14 protein-coding genes are annotated in these 18075 nt (G+C 70.4%); all 14 read left to right on the top strand.

Translation table 11 applies throughout. The features are described from left to right. Nucleotides 1–136 precede the first annotated feature (136 nt). The 14 genes from B0I29_RS40695 (at nucleotide 137) to B0I29_RS40620 (ending at nucleotide 18010) form a co-directional block, all read left to right on the top strand. Complete coding sequence (locus tag B0I29_RS40695; RefSeq protein WP_181558228.1) at nucleotides 137–670, top strand: hypothetical protein; 534 nt, start codon at nucleotides 137–139, stop codon at nucleotides 668–670. 155 nt (nucleotides 671–825) lie between these two features. After that, entirely contained in the window at nucleotides 826–2628 is a 1803-nt protein-coding gene (gene aspS / locus B0I29_RS40690; RefSeq protein ID WP_111654517.1) for an aspartate--tRNA ligase, read from the top strand. 204 nt (nucleotides 2629–2832) lie between these two features. Further along, nucleotides 2833–3420 carry an ArsR/SmtB family transcription factor gene (locus B0I29_RS40685; RefSeq protein WP_111654516.1) on the top strand — a complete coding sequence of 196 codons (588 nt, stop codon included), beginning with the start codon at nucleotides 2833–2835 and terminating at the stop codon, nucleotides 3418–3420. Then, nucleotides 3417–4679, top strand: a complete 1263-nt coding sequence (locus B0I29_RS40680; protein WP_111654515.1) for an MFS transporter — start codon at nucleotides 3417–3419, stop codon at nucleotides 4677–4679. Before B0I29_RS40685 ends, B0I29_RS40680 begins: the two co-directional genes overlap by 4 nt. Before the next feature lie 18 nt (nucleotides 4680–4697). Beyond that, a complete protein-coding gene (locus B0I29_RS40675) occupies nucleotides 4698–4922 on the top strand; it encodes a hypothetical protein (protein WP_111654514.1) in 225 nt (74 codons plus the stop codon). A 130-nt stretch (nucleotides 4923–5052) separates the two neighbouring features. After that, nucleotides 5053–6642, top strand: a complete 1590-nt coding sequence (locus B0I29_RS40670; protein ID WP_111654513.1) for a replication-associated recombination protein A — start codon at nucleotides 5053–5055, stop codon at nucleotides 6640–6642. Beyond that, the gene (locus tag B0I29_RS45440; protein ID WP_146617048.1) at nucleotides 6639–10406 is read left to right on the top strand and encodes a hypothetical protein; all 3768 of its coding nucleotides are present in this window, start codon (nucleotides 6639–6641) and stop codon (nucleotides 10404–10406) included. Before B0I29_RS40670 ends, B0I29_RS45440 begins: the two co-directional genes overlap by 4 nt. Nucleotides 10407–10485: 79 nt before the next feature. Next, nucleotides 10486–10935, top strand: a complete 450-nt coding sequence (locus B0I29_RS40650) for a DUF948 domain-containing protein (protein ID WP_111654509.1) — start codon at nucleotides 10486–10488, stop codon at nucleotides 10933–10935. A 25-nt stretch (nucleotides 10936–10960) separates the two neighbouring features. Beyond that, complete coding sequence (locus B0I29_RS40645; protein WP_111654508.1) at nucleotides 10961–11251, top strand: hypothetical protein; 291 nt, start codon at nucleotides 10961–10963, stop codon at nucleotides 11249–11251. Next, on the top strand, nucleotides 11248–13929 hold the full coding sequence (gene alaS, locus B0I29_RS40640; RefSeq protein ID WP_111654507.1) for an alanine--tRNA ligase: 2682 nt from the start codon (nucleotides 11248–11250) through the stop codon (nucleotides 13927–13929). Before B0I29_RS40645 ends, alaS begins: the two co-directional genes overlap by 4 nt. A gap of 89 nt (nucleotides 13930–14018) precedes the next feature. Then, a complete protein-coding gene (gene ruvX / locus B0I29_RS40635; protein ID WP_111654539.1) occupies nucleotides 14019–14480 on the top strand; it encodes a Holliday junction resolvase RuvX in 462 nt (153 codons plus the stop codon). Beyond that, nucleotides 14481–15662 carry an endolytic transglycosylase MltG gene (gene mltG, locus B0I29_RS40630; RefSeq protein WP_111654506.1) on the top strand — a complete coding sequence of 394 codons (1182 nt, stop codon included), beginning with the start codon at nucleotides 14481–14483 and terminating at the stop codon, nucleotides 15660–15662. Between the two features lie 277 nt (nucleotides 15663–15939). Next, nucleotides 15940–17115 carry an endolytic transglycosylase MltG gene (gene mltG, locus B0I29_RS40625; RefSeq protein ID WP_111654505.1) on the top strand — a complete coding sequence of 392 codons (1176 nt, stop codon included), beginning with the start codon at nucleotides 15940–15942 and terminating at the stop codon, nucleotides 17113–17115. Between the two features lie 25 nt (nucleotides 17116–17140). Then, nucleotides 17141–18010, top strand: a complete 870-nt coding sequence (locus B0I29_RS40620; protein WP_111654538.1) for a shikimate dehydrogenase — start codon at nucleotides 17141–17143, stop codon at nucleotides 18008–18010. Nucleotides 18011–18075 lie beyond the last annotated feature (65 nt).

The raw sequence follows: 18075 nt of genomic DNA, 5'->3' as shown, positions 1-18075 counted from the left end.
GCCTTGGCGGACTCGTGACACCGATGCCCGTACCCGTGAATCTCTCTTCCCGGAAGGGCCCACCGAGCCGCTCAATGCGGTCAAACCGCAACCCACCGCCCAGCGACGCGGCGGCGCAGCCGTCGTTGTCGCCGTTGTGATCAGCGTGCTCGCGCTGCTGATATCGGCGGTGGCCGGCTACTTCTCCTGGCGGGCGGCCGGGCAGAACATGGCCCATCAGCCGGCACCGGTCGCCACCGTGCCGGTCGACCGGCCTCCGGAGCCCGAGGAGTACCCGGTCGCCTATGCCAAAGAGCCGCTCCGGGTGCAGGTCGGCTGTTCGGCGGTGATCTTCCTGGACCTGGACGAACCGCGGGCTGACGCCCAGGAGGCGGTGGCTGACCTGCGGTACGACAGCCGGTGCGGTGACGAGCCGCCCCGGCTGAGTCTGGGGGCCGGGGCGCAGGGAGGCAGCCAGCGGAACAACGCCGACGCTGATGCTGCCGGTTGCCTGCGGGCGATCCGGACGAGCCCGCTCGGGCCGGGTGCCGACGTGGAGGTGAAGAGGGGGACGGCGTTGTGCGTGCTGACCGCAGGAGTGCCGGCGGTGCTCGCGCTTGTGGAGATCATCGACGTCGGCGGCACCGGCACCGCCGGCCTGCGAGCCACGTCGTGGAAGGTCCCGGCCTGACCGGACCAACCGGCCCGGCCTGACCGGACCAACCGGCCCGGCCTGACCGGACCAACCGGCCCGGCCTGACCGCGGACTAACCCGTGGCGCGCAGCGCGGGGCGTGCCTGACAGAATGTCGGGTGCGCCCCGCGAACTCTGTAAGGAGACATTTCCGTGATCCGTACCCATGACGCCGGCACACTGCGCGCCAGTGACGCCGGCACAACGGTGACGCTCGCCGGGTGGGTTGCCCGCCGGCGCGACCACGGCGGTGTCATCTTCGTCGACCTCCGTGACGCCTCCGGCGTGGTCCAGGTCGTGTTCCGTGAGGAAGACGCACACGCCCTGCGCAACGAGTTTTGCGTGAAGGTCGTCGGCGAGGTCAACGCCCGCCCGGACGGCAACGAGAACCCTGAGCTGGCCACCGGTGCGATCGAGGTGGTCGCCAGCGAGCTGGTCGTCCTCTCCGAGGCGGCCCCGCTGCCGCTGCCGATCGACGACACGATCACCGCTGCCGACGACCTGCGGCTGAAGTACCGGTACCTCGACCTGCGCCGGTCCGGCCCGTCGAAGGCACTGCGCCTGCGCAGCCGCGCCAACCAGATCGCCCGCGAGATCCTGCACGCCCGCGACTTCAACGAGATCGAGACGCCGACCCTGACCCGGTCGACGCCCGAGGGCGCCCGCGACTTCCTGGTCCCGGTCCGCCTCCAGCCCGGTACGTGGTACGCGTTGCCGCAGTCCCCGCAGCTGTTCAAGCAGCTGCTGATGGTCGCCGGCATGGAGCGGTACTACCAGATCGCCCGTTGTTACCGGGACGAGGACTTCCGCGCCGACCGCCAGCCGGAGTTCACCCAGCTCGACATCGAGATGTCGTTCGTCACGCAGGACGACATCATCGCGCTCGGCGAGGAGATCGTCGCCAAGCTGTGGAGCGAGCTCGCCGATTACCAGGTGCAGCTGCCGATCCCGCGGATCACCTGGACCGACGCGATGAACCGCTACGGTTCCGACAAGCCCGACCTCCGGTACGGCGTCGAACTCGTCGAGCTGACCGAATACCTCCGTGGCACCGCGTTCCGGGTGTTCGCGGGTGCGATCGACGCCGGCGGTTACGTCGGTGCGGTCGTCATGCCGGGCGGCGCCTCGCAGACGCGTAAGGAACTGGACGGCTGGCAGGACTGGGCGAAGGCCCGCGGTGCGCGCGGTCTCGCGTACGTCGTGCTCGACGCCGAGACCGGTGAGCCGAAGGGCCCGGTCGCCAAGAACCTGTCGCCCGAGCACCTGTCCGGCCTGGCGGACGCGGTCGGCGCGAAGCCGGGCGATGCCGTCTTCTTCGCCGCCGCGAGCGAGCGCCGCGACGCGCAGGAACTGCTCGGCGCGGCCCGGATCGAGATCGCCAAGCGCGCCAAGCTGATCGACGAGAGCACCTGGGCGTTCTGCTGGGTGGTCGACGCTCCGATGTTCGAAAAGACGGACGACGGTGGCTGGACCGCCGTTCACCACCCCTTCACGTCGCCGAACGACGAGTGGATCGACAACTTCGAGACCGCTCCGGACCGCGCTCTGGCGTACGCCTACGACATCGTCGTGAACGGCAACGAGATCGGTGGCGGCTCGGTCCGTATCCACCGGGCCGACGTGCAGAGCCGCGTCTTCGACCTGCTCGGCATCACGCCGGACGAGGCCGCGGACAAGTTCGGCTTCCTGCTCGAAGCCTTCAAGTACGGCCCGCCGCCGCACGCCGGCATCGCGCTGGGCTGGGACCGCACCTGCATGCTGCTCTCCGGCAACGAGTCGATCCGTGAGGTCATCGCGTTCCCGAAGACCCGCGGCGGTTTCGACCCGCTGACCACCGCGCCGACGCCGATCACCACGCAGCAGCGCCTCGAAGCCGGCATCGACGCCAAGCCGAAGGCTGCCGCCGGCGCACCGGGCACGGACGGCCAGGCCGCTCCGGTCCAGCACTCCAACTGATCTCTAACGCATTCCCGGCCGACCGGGACGCCGGACCAGCTCGCTGCCCGAGCTGGTCCGGCTTCTTTTTTCCAGAGATCAAGAGCCAGATCAAGATCCAGGCCAGACGGTACGGGTGAAGCCTGAACACCTCCGGCCGGCTCATCCACTGAAATCTATCCACAGAACTTGTGCACAGACTCTATGCATAAGTATTGTGCATTTATGGCTGACGAACTGAGTCAGGTACGACTCACCCATCGACAGATCCGTGTGCTGGCTCATCCCCTGCGGATCCAGCTGCTCGGCCGGCTGCGCGGCGAGGGCCCGAAAACCGCCACCCAGCTGGCCGAGGTCCTCGACACCAACACCGGCGCGACCAGCTATCACCTGCGACAGCTCGCCGAGGTCGGCCTGGTCGCCGAGGAGGATCGGGCCGGCAGCGGGCGCCAGCGCTGGTGGCGGGCCGTGCACGAGATGTCGAGCTGGAGCCGCACCGGGTACGACGACGACCCGGATGCCCGGGCCGCCGTGGTGTGGCTGGAGACGTTCCAGGTCAACCGCTTCGTCGAGCTGGCCGAGGCCTGGCAGCGCGCGGTGTCTGCGGAGAGCGAGGAGTGGCGCGACACCGGCGGGCTCTCCGACTACATGCTGAACCTCGATCCCACCCAGGTGCGCGCCCTGATGGACGAGATCGAGGCCGTGGTCGAGCGGCACGCCCGGCATGAGCCCGGGCCGGGCGCCAAGCCGGTCAGCCTCTATCTGGCCGCGCTGCCGAAGCCGGCCGCGCCGGCGCAGGAGGGATCGCGATGACCGTCGAGCAGGCTCGCTTCCGCTATCTGTTCCTGCTCGGGCTGCGCTGGTTCCCGGTCGGGCTGACGATCCCGGTCGTGGTGCTGCTGCCGCTCGAGCGTGGGCTCAGCATCGCCCAGGTCGGTGCGGTCGCGGCGATCCAGGGGATCACAGTCCTGGTCCTGGAGCTGCCGACCGGTGGCCTCTCCGACGCGGTCGGCCGCCGGCCGGTGCTGCTGATCGCCGGGCTGGTCAACGTCGGGGCACTGGCGATCTGGACGTTCGCCGACACGGTCGCGCTGTTCGCCACGGTCTACCTGCTCCAGGGGATCTACCGCGCGCTGGACAGCGGCCCGCTCGAGGCGTGGTACGTCGATCATGCCCTGGCTGCCGATCCCGAGGCCGACATCGAGGGCGGCCTGTCCCGCAGCGGCGTGGTGCTCGGTCTCGCCATCGCCGGTGCCGCACTGCTCAGCGGCGGCCTGGTCTGGCTCGGCCCGATCGGATCGGTGAGCGCGCTGACCGTGCCGGTGTTCGTCGCTCTCGGGATGAGCGTGATCGGCACGATCGCGGTGGCGCTCCTGATGACCGAGGACCGCCCGGCCCGTGGTCTCGCGGCGTTCGTCGCATCGGCCCGTGGCGTGCCGGCGGCGATCGGCGGGGCGCTCAGCCTGGCTCGTGGCTCCCGTGTGGTGCTCGCGCTCCTGGCGGTCGAGTTCTTCTGGAGCTTCGGCATGGTGACCTTCGAGAAGCTGATGGCGGTCCGCCTCAGCGAGGTCACCAGTTCGGACGCGGCCGGCGCGCTGCTCGGCCCGGTCAACTCGGCGGCCTGGGTGGCATCGGCGGCCGGTGCCGCGCTCGTTCCGCTGCTGGCCCGCCGGGTCGGTCCGGCCTGGGCCGGTTTCACGTTGAAGATCGTTCAGGGCGTCACGATCGTCGGGATGGGACTGTTCGCCGGGCCGGCCGGCCTGATCGGCGCGTTCCTGCTCTGTTACGCCGTGCACGGCGCGGCGAACCCGGTGCACGCCGGCCTGCTGCATCGGCAGGCGGAGGGCGAGTTCCGGACGAGCCTGCTCTCGCTGAATTCGATGGTCGGCCAGCCCGGCTTCTCGATCGGCGCGATCGTGTTGACCGCCGTCGCTGCCGGTGCCGGGACCCAGGCCGCGATCGTCGCGGGCGGCGTGGTTCTGGCCATCGCGGCACCTCTATATCTGATTAGATCGAAAGACGGGTTTCGGGAGCACTCCCACGCGGGTACCAGCAGGCCACTGGCTCTCTGATCCCCCCGGAGGTACTTGATGCTCGCCATCGCTGCCGCCGTTGTCTTCGGCATCTGGCTGCTCGCTGATCTGCTGGATACGAACTTCGGCGCTCCCGACCTGTTCAACTTCCCCACGATGGCTTCACTCGGCCTGCTGCTGCTCTCGCTCTACCTCGCCGGCATCGGCAGCGGCCCGCGCGCCGGCAACGGCACCGGCTCGTCCGGCCGCCGCTTCTACGGCCGCCGCCCCGGCCGCGGCTGACGCCGCCGGCACGCTCCGCCCCACGGCCCGGGTCCCGCTGGTTCTGCCGGCGAGGCCCGGGCTGTCGGCTGTCCGGCCGGCCGTCCGCGAGTTTCGGATTGGGTCATGGAGGCCGGTACTGTCGATGACGATGGACACGGACGGGCTTTTCTCACTCGCGCCACCGGGCGCGCCGGCTTCGGCCCCGGCCGGCGGCGACAACGCCGGCTTCGGGAGGCCCGCCGCTGACGCGCCTCTGCCGGTGCGCATGCGGCCCGCGACGCTGGATGAGCTCGTCGGGCAGGAGCACCTGCTCGCGCCCGGCGCCCCGCTGCGCCAGCTGGTGACCGGCGCCAGCCCGATGTCGGTGATCCTCTGGGGTCCGCCGGGCGCCGGCAAGACCACTATCGCGCATCTCGTGGCGCACGCCACCGATCGGAAATTCGTCGCGATGTCCGCGCTCACCGCCGGCGTCAAGGACGTGCGCGCGGTGATCGACACGGCGAAACGTGAGCGCCGCTACGGCGGTCCGCCGACGGTCCTCTTCATCGACGAGGTTCACCGTTTCAGCAAGACCCAGCAGGACTCGCTGCTCGCGGCGGTCGAGGACCGGACCGTCACGCTGCTCGCGGCGACCACCGAGAACCCGTACTTCTCGGTCATTTCTCCGCTGCTGTCGCGCTGCGTGCTGCTCACGCTGCAGGCGCTCACCGACGACGACGTGCGCGGCCTCGTCCGGCGCGCGACCACCGACGAGCGCGGGCTCGGCGGCGCCGTCACCCTTTCCACCGAGGCCGAGGAGCACGTGGTACGCCTGGCGTCAGGCGACGTCCGCAAAGCTCTGACCGCCCTCGAAGCCGCGGCGGGGTCGGCACTGGCCCAGGACGTGAAAGAGATCGACCTCGCCACCGCCGAGCGCGCGGTGGACGTGGCGGCGGTCCGTTACGACCGGGACGGCGACGCGCACTACGACGTGATCAGCGCGTTCATCAAGAGCATGCGGGGCAGCGACCCGGACGCGGCACTGCACTACCTCGCGCGGATGCTGGTGGCCGGCGAGGACCCGCGGTTCATCGCCCGGCGGCTGGTGATCTTCGCGAGTGAGGACGTCGGGATGGCCGATCCTCAGGCGCTGCTCGTCGCCACGGCGGCCATGTCGGCCGTACAGAATGTGGGTTTGCCGGAAGCGGGTCTGAACCTGGCGCAGTCCGTGGTTCACAACGCGACCGCGCCCAAGTCGAACAGCGTGACCACCGCGCTCGGTGAGGCCATGGCCGATGTGCGGGCCGGGCGCGGCGGTTCGGTTCCGGCGCACCTGCGCGACGCGCACTACCAGGGCTCGAAAGGGCTCGGGCACGGGCGCGGCTACCGCTACCCGCACGACGATTCACGCGGTGTGGTCCGCCAGCAGTACGCGCCGGACGATCTCGTGGGCACCGACTACTATCGGCCGACCGACCACGGTGCCGAACGTGCCGTGGGGGAGCGGGTGCCGCGTCTGCGCAGAATCGTGCGTGGTCTCGGCCCCGGTCCGCGCACGAGCGCCGGCGAACCCGTGACCCGGGGCGTGACCAGGTCGGTTACCGCTTCGTCGGGTACGCCGGACCGCGCGGCGGGTGGTGATCGAGCCGACGATGAGTCACAGTCGTCGGCGGACTTCGATCCGGCTCCCGACGGTCCCGGAAACGATGGCATACGGATAGACGACAGCGGCGGCGACGCCGGGGAGGAACAGCCGTGACAGCGCGGGGTGCCGATCGGCCCGACGACACCGGCGTGGGCGGTAAGAAAGGCCGGCGCTTCGGTCGAGGCCGCCCCGCCGAGCCGGAGTCCGCGCCTCCCCAGGAGGAGACCGGCTGGCTCGACGATCTGCGTACCGCCAAGGAGGAGCGCTCGGCGATCGGCCCGGGCACGCTCCCCGGCGAGGGGCGGATCAGCAAGTCCGGCCGTGTCGCGCCCGGCCCGGACGACGCTCCCTCCGATGACATCTTCCTGCCCGGCCACGAGGAGAGCCCCTCGGCCGGACAGATGGGCGGGCCGCGCCCAGTCTCCGGCGGCGCCATGCCGGGCCAGCCCGGACCCGCGGGACCGATGCAGCCCGCACCGATGCCGCCCGGTCCGATGCAGCCCGGTCAGATGCAGGCCGGACCTATGCAGCCCGGTCCGATGCAGCCAGGGCAAATGCCGCCGGGACATCTGCCCGCGGGTGCGCGGCGCGGTGGGCCCGGTGCGCCGGGCGCTCGCCCGGGTGCGGGTCCGGCCGCGGAGCCCGGTCACGGCCGCCGGCAGATCGATGGCGAGGGCGGCGCGCCCGCCGGTGCTCCCATTCCGGCGTCCGGCAACGCGCCCGAGATCCCGGGCAACCGCCCCCCGCAGCTCGGTGCGCGAGGTGCCGCTCCCGGCGGCCGTCCCGGAGCGCCCGATCCGCGCGGAACCCAGCCGGGCGTCCGCCCCACGTCGCCGGCCGGTCCGGCCCGTGATCGTTTCCGGGCCCACGAGGCCGGCGCCGCTCCGATCGATCCCGCCGTGCACCAGTCCGGTGCCATCCCGCGCGGTTTCGGGCCGGGTGGCGATCCCGCCGTGCATCAGTCGGGTCCGATCCCGCGTGGTTTCGAGGGCGGTGCCGGGCGGGCGGGCGCCGATCAGTCGGGTCCGATTCCGCGGAACTTCGACGCCGGCGCCGGCCGCGCGGGTGTCGCTCCCGGCGATCCGGCCGTGCACCAGTCGGGTCCGATCCCGCGTGGATTCGACGGCGGTCCCGGCCGGCCCGGTGGTGCGCCGGTCGACCCTGCCGTTTATCAGACCGGCCCCGTTCCGCGCGGCGGCCGTCCGGGTGGCGCGCCGGTGGACCCTGCCGTGCACCAGTCCGGTGCGATTCCGCAGGGACCGGGTCAGGGCCAGGCGCCGGTCCGGGGACGGCGGGCGCGGGCCGAAGCGGATGGGTACGTCGAAGAGCCGACCGGCCGTCACGGCCGCATCGCAGCGCCGGGACGGGCCACCCCGGTCAGCGGCGGCCCGGGAGCAGTCGCTCCCGGACGGGCAACAGGACCAGTCGCTCCCGGACGGGCAACAGGACCAGTCGCTCCCGGACGGGCAACAGGACCAGTCGCTCCCGGACGAGTAACAGGACCGGCCGCTGCCGGACCGGCAGGAGGCCCAGGCGCTGCCGGACCGGTGGCGGGGCCAGGCGCTGCCGGGCCGGGTGAGCCGCGTGGCCGCCACGGCGCGCAGGGCGGCACGGATACCGGTGCTGCCAGCGTGGGTACGGACAGTGGCTCCTACGGCATCGTGACGCCCGGCGAGGAGCCGCGCAGCCGGGGTGCCCGGCGTGTGGGCACCCAGGTCGGCACCGAGACCGGCGCGCAGCGGTTCGTGCGCCGCCGGGGCGGCCCGGAAACCGAGCCGGACACCGGCACGCACGGCTTCATGCGACCCGGACATCGGGCCACCGAGCCGGAGCAGGACCCCGGTACGCAGGGGTTCATCCGGTCCGGCCACCGTGCGGCCGAGCCGGAGGGTGGTCAGGACTCCGGCACGCGCGGATTCGTACGCCCGGGACGACGCGGCCCCGAGGACGCAGGGGACCAGCCCGGCACCGGCGGTGTGACCGGACCGCGCCGGCTGGGACCCGGTGACGGGCGGCCGGTGCGCGCCGGCGCCGCTGTGGTTCCGCCGGTGGTTCCGGGACCCGAGGGTGCCCGCACCCCGGCGCTTCCGGGCCGGGCCGGCGCGATGGCGGACAGCACGTCAGGTGTGATCCAGCGCCCGGGTACGGCTCGGGTCCAGCGTGGTGCGGCCGGAGTTCCGCCGCAGCCCGGCCAGGACGGGGGTCCGGCCGCGACGGCCGCGCCCGGTCAGCCGGGAGTGGTTCGCCGGCCCGGCCGCGCGAGCACGCCGGACGGCCCGGAAAGCGACAACTGGGCGGACGACAACGACCGCGCCCGCAACGTACCGGGCCGCCGCGCACAACGCCCCGGCACGCCCCGGGGCGGCGCCGCCGTGCCCGGAGCAGCCCAGAGCGGTCCCGGAGTCCAGGCCGGACCTGGAGTCCAGGGCGGACCCGGAGTGATGGGCGCGGCTGCCGCGGGAGCGCTCGGCGCCGCCGCCGGCGCCGCTGCAGGCAGGGCTGGGGCCGGCAAGGCGCGCCCGGTCAGCGGTGCGCGTGGCGGAGCGCCCGGGCGCGGCCCGCAGGGACCGGAAGCAGCTCAGGCACGTGCGGGCGTGGCGGGTGTCACGGCTCCGGGACAGCCCGGCGCCGGACCGGACGGTACCGGTCCGCAGACCGGTCCGGTTCGTGCCGGCGGCGCCAGCGGTCCGCAGACCGGCGCGGTCCGCGGTGGCACCGGCCCGCAGGTGCGGGGGGCTGCTGGTCCGCAGACCGGCGCGGTCCGTGGCGGTAACGGCCCGCAGACCGGTCAGGCCAGGGCAGGCGCGATGGTGCCCGGACGCCCCGGCGCCGGCCCGGAAACTAAAGGCCAAGACGGGCAGGGTGGACCGGGTGCGGGACCCGTTCGGGGAGGAGCCGCGGTTCCTGGCCGCGCGGTTGTCAGCCCCGATGGACAGGGTCCGGGCTCGGATGTGGGCTCGGCTCGGGTCGGTGTCGCCGTTCCCGGGCGGGCCCCCGGTAACGGACCTGAGGGCACCGGGCCGATCAGGGCTGGCGCCGCTGTGCCCGGCCGCGCGAGTGCCGGCCCCGAAGCGCTGGGACAGGCCGGATCAGGGCCTGACGGGACGGGGGCTGTGCGGGCCGGCGCGGATCCGGCGGCTTCTGGCGGCGGCGGACGGGCGTCCTCCGGGACCACGGGCAGGGCGTTGGGCGTACCCCATGGGGGTGAAGAAGGCGCCGCAGGGGCCGCGAGTGAGGGTGGGCTTTCCGAGCTTCGGCACAAGATGCGTACGCAACGGCGTCTGCGTGTCGGTGTGCTGTTGACGCTGGCGGCTGTGGTGTTGCTGGTGCTTCCGGCATTCTTCGGAATCCGGGCGATCAGCAGCGATCCGGTGTTCGCGTCGCTCGACAAGCTGAGCGTGCCCGGGTGGGCCGCGCAGGACGTGGAGGACCAGGCGAGCAACAGCCGCTGGTGTTTCCTGGACTGCCGGTTCCGGGAGCGGATGGCCGTGTCGGAGAAGCCGTTCGCGGAGACCGCCAAGGCTTACACCGGTGCGCTGACCGACGCCGGCTGGACGCAGTGGAAGGTCGCCGACTGCCCGGAGACGGCGATCGACAAGGAAGAGGGCTCCTACACCTGCTGGCGGCGGGACGAGTTGACTCTGGACCTCTATGTGAGCCTGCCGGGCTGTGCCGTGGAGCAGGTCACGCTCGCGGAGGGGACCGAGGACGCCGCTCCGAAGGAGTGCGACGGATCGACGGTCAGCATCAAGGTGCAGAACACGGTCATGGATCAGCGGGGCAAGGCGGACACCAATCCTGGGCTCGTCGGGGTGCAGCCGGACGCGGTGCTGCCGACCGATGATCCCCTCTTGGATCCGACACCCGAGGCGTCGTGACGCGCGTGGTGGTCACGGACGGTAGGGTCACCTGCGTTGTCCCGCCGAACCGTGACCACCCGAAGAGGAGACGCGCTACATGGAACCCGGAGAAGTCGCAGGCCTGATTGCGGCGGGTGCTTTCCTGATGCTCGTGCTCGTGCTGGCCGTGCCGATTCTCAAGCTGGGACGGACGGTCGACGCCGCAACGCGTGCGATCAACGATGTGGTGGACCGCACCGGCCCGCTGCTGACCAATGTGAACACGACCGTGGAGAACGTGAACACCGCGCTCGGCCAGGTTCAGGTCTCATTGGACGGCGTGAACGTGCAGCTCGCCAAGGTCGACACGATGACCGAGCACGCGCAGAACGTCACCGCGAACGTCGCGAACCTGGTCACCGTCGTGTCCGCCGCCGCGGCCAACCCGCTGGTCAAGGTCGCGTCCTTCGGGTACGGGATCCGCAAGGCCGCCGCCGCCCGCAGGGCCGCCGAGGACGACCGTGAGGTCCGCGCCACCCTCAAGCAGCGCCGCAAAGCCGGACGCTGAACACCTAGATAAGGGGATCGCCGTCATGAAGCGCCTGCTCTGGCTCGGTGTCGGCCTGGCCGTCGGCGCCATCGTCGTCCGCAAGCTCAACCAGAAGGCCAACGAGTTCACTCCGACCGGGATCGCGACGTCTCTGTCGGAATCCGCTGGCGGGCTCGTCGAGTCACTGCGTAGCTTCGTTGATGACGTCCGCGACGGTATGGCCGAGCGGGAAGAACAGATCCACCAGGCGTTCGCCGCCGGTGAGCTTTACGAGGACAAGTTCGCCGACCTGCGCGAGGACGCGGAGTACGGCACGCAGGAGGGAAACCGATGAAGACGGCGGAGATCAAGCGGCGCTATCTGGCGCATTTCGAGGCGAACGGGCACACCGTGGTCCCGAGTGCCCCGCTGCCGGCTATCGACGACCCGAACCTGCTGTTCATCAACGCCGGCATGGTGCAGTTCGTGCCGTTCTTCCTGGGCCAGCAGACGCCGCCGTACTCGCGGGCGGTCAGCGTGCAGAAGTGCATCCGGACGCCGGACATCGACGAGGTCGGCAAGACCAGCCGGCACGGCACGTTCTTCCAGATGAACGGCAACTTCTCGTTCGGCGACTACTTCAAGGAAGAGGCGATCCGCCTCGCCTGGGAGCTGTCGACCAACCCGATCGAGAAGGGCGGCTTCGGCCTCGACCCGACGCGCATCTGGCCGACCGTGTACCTCGACGACGACGAGGCGTTCGAGATGTGGCGCGCGATCGGCGTGCCCGCCGAGCGGATCGTCCGCCGGGGCAAGAAGGACAACTGGTGGCACATGGGCATCCCCGGCCCGGGTGGCACCTGTTCCGAGCTCTTCTACGACCGTGGCCCCGAGTACGGCAAAGAGGGTGGCCCGGAGGTCGACGAGGACCGGTACATGGAGTACTGGAACCTCGTCTTCATGCAGTACGAGATCACCGACGTGAAGAGCAAGGAGCAGTTCACGATCGTCAGTGATCTGCCGAAGAAGAACATCGACACGGGCATGGGCCTGGAGCGGGTCGCGTCGATCCTGCAGGGTGTCGACAACCTGTACGAGATCGACGAGGTCAAGCCGATCCTGTCCAAGGCGGCGGAGCTGGCCGGCAAGGTCTACGGCGCGCACTCGGGCCACGAGGCGGGCACCTCGCACCCGGACGACATCCGGCTGCGGGTGATCGCGGACCACGTGCGCACCGCGCTGATGCTGATCGGCGACGGGATCACCCCGAGCAACGAGGGCCGTGGTTACGTGCTGCGCCGCATCATGCGCCGCGCGATCCGGGCGATGCGTCTGCTGGGCTGGCAGGGCGCCACGTTCCCGGAACTGCTGCCGATCGCGCGGGACTGCATGGCCCCGTCGTACCCGGAGCTGGCGAAGGAGTTCGGCCGGATCTCCACGTACGCGTACGCGGAGGAGGAGGCGTTCGTCTCCACGCTGAAGGCCGGCACCACGATCCTGGACACCGCGATTGCCGAGACTCGCTCGGCGGGCGGCAACCTGCTGTCGGGTGCGCAGGCGTTCAAGCTGCACGACACCTACGGCTTCCCGATCGATCTGACCCTGGAGATCGCGTCCGAGCAGGGCCTGCGGGTCGATCAGGACGGTTTCCGCCGTCTGATGTCGGAGCAGAAGCAGGCGGCGAAAGCGGACGCGGCGGCGCGCAAGACCGGCCACGCGGACCTCTCGTCGTACCGCTCGGCGCTGGACGAGGGCGGCGCGATCGAGTTCACCGGTTACCAGGAGGTGAGCCGGGAGTCGCGCGTTCGCGCGCTGATCGGCGACTCCGGCCGGATCGAGGTGGCCGGCGAGGGTGACTACGTCGAGCTGGTGCTCGACACCACCCCGTTCTACGCGGAGGGCGGCGGCCAGCAGGCCGACACCGGCTTCATCAACGTGGGCGGCGGCCGGCTCGAGATCGTCGACGTGCAGCAGCCGATTCCGGGTCTGATCGTGCACAAGGCGCGGGTGCTCAGCGGCGAGGTGCGCTCCGGCGAGACCGGCTTCGCGGAGATCGACATCGACCGCCGCCGGGCGATCTCGCGCTCGCACACCGCGACGCACCTGGTCCACCAGACGATGCGCAACTTCCTCGGCGAGTCGGCGACCCAGGCGGGTTCGCTGAACGCGCCGGGCCGTCTGCGGTTCGACTTCAACACGCCGGGCGCGATCTCGCCGACCGTGCTGAACGACGTGGAGCAGCAGATCAACGAGGTGCTGCTGCGCGACCTCGAAGTGCACGCGTTCATCACCTCCCAGGACGAGGCGCGCCGGCTCGGCGCGATGGCGCTCTTCGGTGAGAAGTACGGCGATGAGGTCCGTGTGGTTGAGGTCGGCGACTACGCGCGTGAACTGTGTGGTGGCACGCACGTGGCGCGGTCCGGCCAGCTGGGCCTCGTGAAGATCCTCAACGAGTCGTCGATCGGTTCCGGCGTACGCCGGGTCGAGGCGCTCGTCGGCATCGACGCGTTCGGCTTCCTCGCCAAGGAGCACCTGCTGGTCTCCCGTATCGCCGAGCTGTTCCGGGTGCCGAACGACCAGGTCGCCGACCGGGTCGAGCACACCGTGGCGGCCCTGCGCGACGCGGAGAAGGAGCTGGAGAAGATGCGGGCGCAGGCGGTGCTCGCGGGCGCCGCCGGGCTCGTCGACGCGGCCAAGAACCTGGACGGCGTGGCGTACGTCGGCACCGAGGCGCCGGAGGGCGCGGCGGTCAACGACGTGCGGACCCTCGCACAGGAGATTCGCGGCAAGATCGACAAGGCTCGGCCCGCGGTTGTCGCGGTGACAGCGCGCTCCGGGGGCAAGGCGTCACTGATCGTAGCGATCAACGGCGCGGCCAAGACTCGCGGCCTTTCCGCGTCGGACCTGGTCAAGGCGGCCCTTTCCGGTCGTGGCGGGGGCAATGCGGACCTTGCTCAGGGTGGCGGCGTTCCCGCTACTGAAGCGGCTAAGCTCTTGGGCGCGATCGAGAAGGCGATCATCGAAGCGAGCTGATAGCGGCCGCGACCGATCGGTGGCTACTCTTCGCGTCGTAGCTTGATCGGGACTTGGAGGCGCGTGTTGCTGCTGTGCAGGGTGATGGCGTGACGCAGCGCTTCGTTCGAGGCGTACGCCTTGGCGTGGACGTGGGACAGGTGCGTGTCGGGGTCGCGAGGTGCGATCCCGACGGCATCCTGGCCAGTCCGGTGAAAACCGTCGCACGTGACCAGGTGACTGGCGCGGACGGTGTTCCGGCGGACATGAAGGAGCTCGCGGGGCTGATCGAGGAGTTCGAGGCGATCGAGGTCGTCGTCGGGCTCCCGGTCGCTCTGAACGGGCGCGAGGGTGTGGCGGCCGGCCACATCCGCGCGTACACGGAACGGCTCGGCGCGGTCATCGCGCCGGTGCCGATCGTGTTGACCGATGAGCGCATGTCCACCGTCGTCGCCAGTCGTAGGCTGTCCGAGCGGGGCGTGAAAGGCCGGCGTCAACGTGCGGTCGTGGACCAGGCGGCCGCTGTCGAGATCCTGCAAGGCTGGCTGGACGCCCGGCGGAGGCAGAGCTAATTGATCGACGAGCAGCTTGATCTCAGTTTCGAGCAGAACGCGGACCCGGGGCGATGGCGACATCGCCGCAAGGAGGGCGGCGGCCGGACCTTTGCCGCCCTTTTCATGGTCCTGCTGCTCTTCGGCGTCCTCGGTGGCGGCCTCTGGTACGGCTATGACAAGGCGAAGGGCTTCTTTACCGCGGCTGATTTCGACGGCCCCGGCAAGGGTGAGGCCGTCGTCGAGGTCAAGTCCGGGGACTCCGCGACCGCGATCGCCGACTCCCTGTACCGGGAGGGTGTGGTGAAGAGCCAGGCGGCCTTCATCAACGCCGCCAAGGACAATTCCGACAGCAAGAACATTCAGGTCGGATCGTATCTCCTGAAGAAGGAGATGAAGGCCGCCGACGCGCTGACGTGGCTGCTCGATCTGAAGAACCTGAACGTGCACCGGGTGACGTTGCCGGAGGGTCTCACGTACCTCCAGGTCTACGACCGGCTGGCGAAGGCCACCGGCATCTCGGTCGACGAGTTCAAGAAAGCCGGCAAGGACCCGGCGGCGCTCGGTGTGCCGTCGCTCTGGTTCAAGCGCGGCGACGGCAAGAAGATCGACAAGACGAACATCGAGGGCTTCCTGTACCCGGCGACGTACGAGATCGCCAAGGACGCCACGGCGACCGATGTGCTCAAGAAGGTCGTGGCGAACTTCAACACCGAGATGACCGAGCTGAACTTCCCGGAAACGGTCGCGGCGAAGCTCAACATCTCGCCGTACGAGGCTCTGGTCGCGGCGTCGATCGCGCAGGTCGAGGCGCTGCTGGACGAGGACATGGGCCCGGTCGCGCGGGTGCTCTACAACCGGGCGTACACCGGGAACTTCCCCTGTGAGTGCCTGCAGCTGGACAGCACTGTCAACTACTGGCTGCGGCTGACCGGCAAGGAGGCGAAGTCCTCGGAGAAGCTGCTCGCCTCGGAGCTGCACGACCCGAAGAACCCGTACAACTACGACGTCAAGGGCATGGCGGTCGGCCCGATCAGCAACCCGGGTGACGTGGCGCTGCGTGGGGCGATGAACCCGAAGAAGAGTGACTACTACTTCTTCGTGACGGTCAACGACAAGGGCGCCATGGCGTACGGCAAGACCTTCGCCGACCACGAGAAGAACATCGAGAAGGCCTGCGAGAACGGCATCCCGATCTGCTGAGCATGATCACTCAACGCGACCGCCGGAGCACGATGCCCGGCGGTCGCGGCGTTTCGCGAGCGCTCCCGCTGCGTTAGGCAAGCGTGCTTCGGGTGATTTCCGGAAACGGAGCGTGACGGTCGGGTGAGCGGAGGGTCGCTGGGGTGGGCGGCAGGGCATCGATGTGGGTATGGTGCGCCTCAGTGCCGCGCCTTGACCGTGGTCACTGGCTTGCGCCGGTGAACGCCGCCGGGGAACGCGGTGGTGCCGGCTGGGACGGGCAGCGGAGGCGGACGACGTGATCGACGAACTTGATGTGGCGTTCGATGAGGACGCCGAGCGGAGCAAACCGCGCCGCCACCGTGCCGGTAAGGGCGGTGGGAAATCGGCGATCGCTCTGCTCATGACGTTCCTGCTGCTGGCAGGCCTGGGCGGCGGGGTGTACTTCGGGTACACCAAGGTCCGCGGCTTCTTCGTGGCCGCCGACTACAGCGGCGCCGGAGCGGAGCCCGTCGAGGTCACCGTCGCGAAGAACGCGTCGCTCACCGAGATCGGCAACGAGCTCGTCAAGGTCGACGTCGTGAAAAGTACCAAGGCGTTCACGAACGCGGCCGAGGCCGAGCCGCGCAGCAAGAACATCCAGTCCGGGACGTACAACCTGCGCAAGCAGATGGCGGCCAAGGAAGCGGTGGCGCTGCTGCTCGACCCGGCAGCCCGGCTCAGCAAGGGCGTGACGATCCCTGAGGGCAAGACCGCGAAGCAGACGTTCGACCTGCTGGCGAAAGCGACAGGCCTGCCGGTGAAGGACTTCGAGGAAGCCGCGAAGGACCCGGTGGCGCTCGGCGTGCCGGACTGGTGGTTCAAGCGGACCGACGGCAAGCAGGTCTCCAAGACCTCCGAGGGCTTCCTCTTCCCGGACACGTACGAGTTCGACCCGAAAGCCAACGCCGAACAGGTGCTGCGGACCATGGTCGACCACTTCCTGACGGTCACCGGTGAGATCGGGTTCGCCGACGACGTGCAGAGGAGCCTGGCCGTGTCGCCGTACGAGGCGCTGATCGTGGCGTCGCTGTCGCAGGCCGAGGCCGGCATCGCCGACGACCTGCCGAAGGTGTCGCGGGTCGCGTACAACCGGGCCTACAAGGAGAAGATGACGCTCCAGTTCGACGTCACCACGAACTACTGGCTCGAACTCAACGGCAAGGACCCGAAACACTCCGGCGACCTTCTGAAGAAGGAGATGGAGGACCCGAAGAACCCGTACAACACGGAGATCGTGGTGGGTCTGCCGATCGGGCCGATCAACAGCCCGGGCCGGGCCGCGCTGACCGGCGCGATGAAGCCCGCCGCCGGTCCGTGGCTGTTCTTCGTGGCGGTCGACAAGGACGGCCGGTCGGCGTTCGCGGTGACCAGCGCCGAGCACGACAAGAACGTGAAGAAGGCCTGCGACAACGGGATCAGCAAGCTCTGTTGAGCGATTCCGTACAGTGGTCGGGGTGTTGAGCCACAACGAGACCCCGACCACCCGCAAGGCCGCGGTGCTCGGTAAGCCGATCGCCCACTCGCTCTCCCCGGTGATCCACAATGCCGGGTACGCGGCGGCCGGGTTGTCCGGCTGGACCTACGAGGCGATCGAGTGCGCCGAGTCGGAGCTTCCCGACCTGGTGGCCGGCCTCGGCCCGGAGTGGGCCGGTCTGTCGCTCACCATGCCGCTCAAGGAGGCCGCGCTGCGGATCGCCGCGGTGGCCACCCCGGTCGCCATCGCGGCCGGGGTCGCGAACACGCTGGTGCACCAGCCGGACGGCTCCTGGCACGCCGACAACACCGACGTGGGTGGCCTGGTCCGGGTGCTGCGTGAGGCCGGCGTCGGTGTCAGCCGCGGCCGGCACGCTGCCAAGGTGGCGCCGCCGCGGATCACCGTGCTCGGTGGTGGCGGCACCGCCCGCGCCGCGCTGGCCGCCGCGTCCGAGCTCGGCGCGGAGCAGGTGAGGGTGGTGACCCGCCGGCCCGAGGCCCGCGAGGTCCTCGACCCGGTCGCGGTGGCGCTGGGCCTGAAGCTTTCGGGCGTCGCCTGGGCCGACGCGCCGATCGCCTTCGACGCCGACGCGGTGATCTCCACGGTCCCCAAGGGCGCCGCCGACGAGCTGGCCGATCAGGTCACCTGGCACCACGACGGTGTCTTCTTCGACGCGATCTACGACCCCTGGCCCACGCCGCTCGCCGCTTCGGCGATCAAGGCCGGTGTCACCGTCCACTCCGGCCTGGACCTGCTGCTGGCCCAGGCGCTGAGCCAGTTCGAGCAGTTCACCGGGGTCGGCCGGGCACCCGAGGACGCCATGCGGGCCGCGATGGAGAAAGCCCGCAGCTGACTCCCGCAGAACGGGACGGCGCTGCCCGCATTCCGGGCAGCGAGGCGTTCGTGCCAGACTGTTTC

This window comes from Actinoplanes lutulentus (genome assembly GCF_003259845.1).
Taxonomy (GTDB): Bacteria; Actinomycetota; Actinomycetes; order Mycobacteriales; family Micromonosporaceae; genus Actinoplanes; species Actinoplanes lutulentus.
Note: the sequence above shows the minus strand (reverse complement) of the source record. Positions and strands in the feature narration are given on the sequence as shown.

Excerpts from the sequence above, each read along its gene's own strand:
- B0I29_RS40685 (WP_111654516.1), top strand. The coding sequence starts at position 2,833 with ATGGCTGACGAACTGAGTCAGGTACGACTCACCCATCGACAGATCCGT.
- B0I29_RS40680 (WP_111654515.1), top strand. The coding sequence starts at position 3,417 with ATGACCGTCGAGCAGGCTCGCTTCCGCTATCTGTTCCTGCTCGGGCTG.
- B0I29_RS40675 (WP_111654514.1), top strand. The coding sequence starts at position 4,698 with ATGCTCGCCATCGCTGCCGCCGTTGTCTTCGGCATCTGGCTGCTCGCT.
- B0I29_RS40670 (WP_111654513.1), top strand. The coding sequence starts at position 5,053 with ATGGACACGGACGGGCTTTTCTCACTCGCGCCACCGGGCGCGCCGGCT.
- B0I29_RS40650 (WP_111654509.1), top strand. The coding sequence starts at position 10,486 with ATGGAACCCGGAGAAGTCGCAGGCCTGATTGCGGCGGGTGCTTTCCTG.
- B0I29_RS40645 (WP_111654508.1), top strand. The coding sequence starts at position 10,961 with ATGAAGCGCCTGCTCTGGCTCGGTGTCGGCCTGGCCGTCGGCGCCATC.
- alaS (WP_111654507.1), top strand. The coding sequence starts at position 11,248 with ATGAAGACGGCGGAGATCAAGCGGCGCTATCTGGCGCATTTCGAGGCG.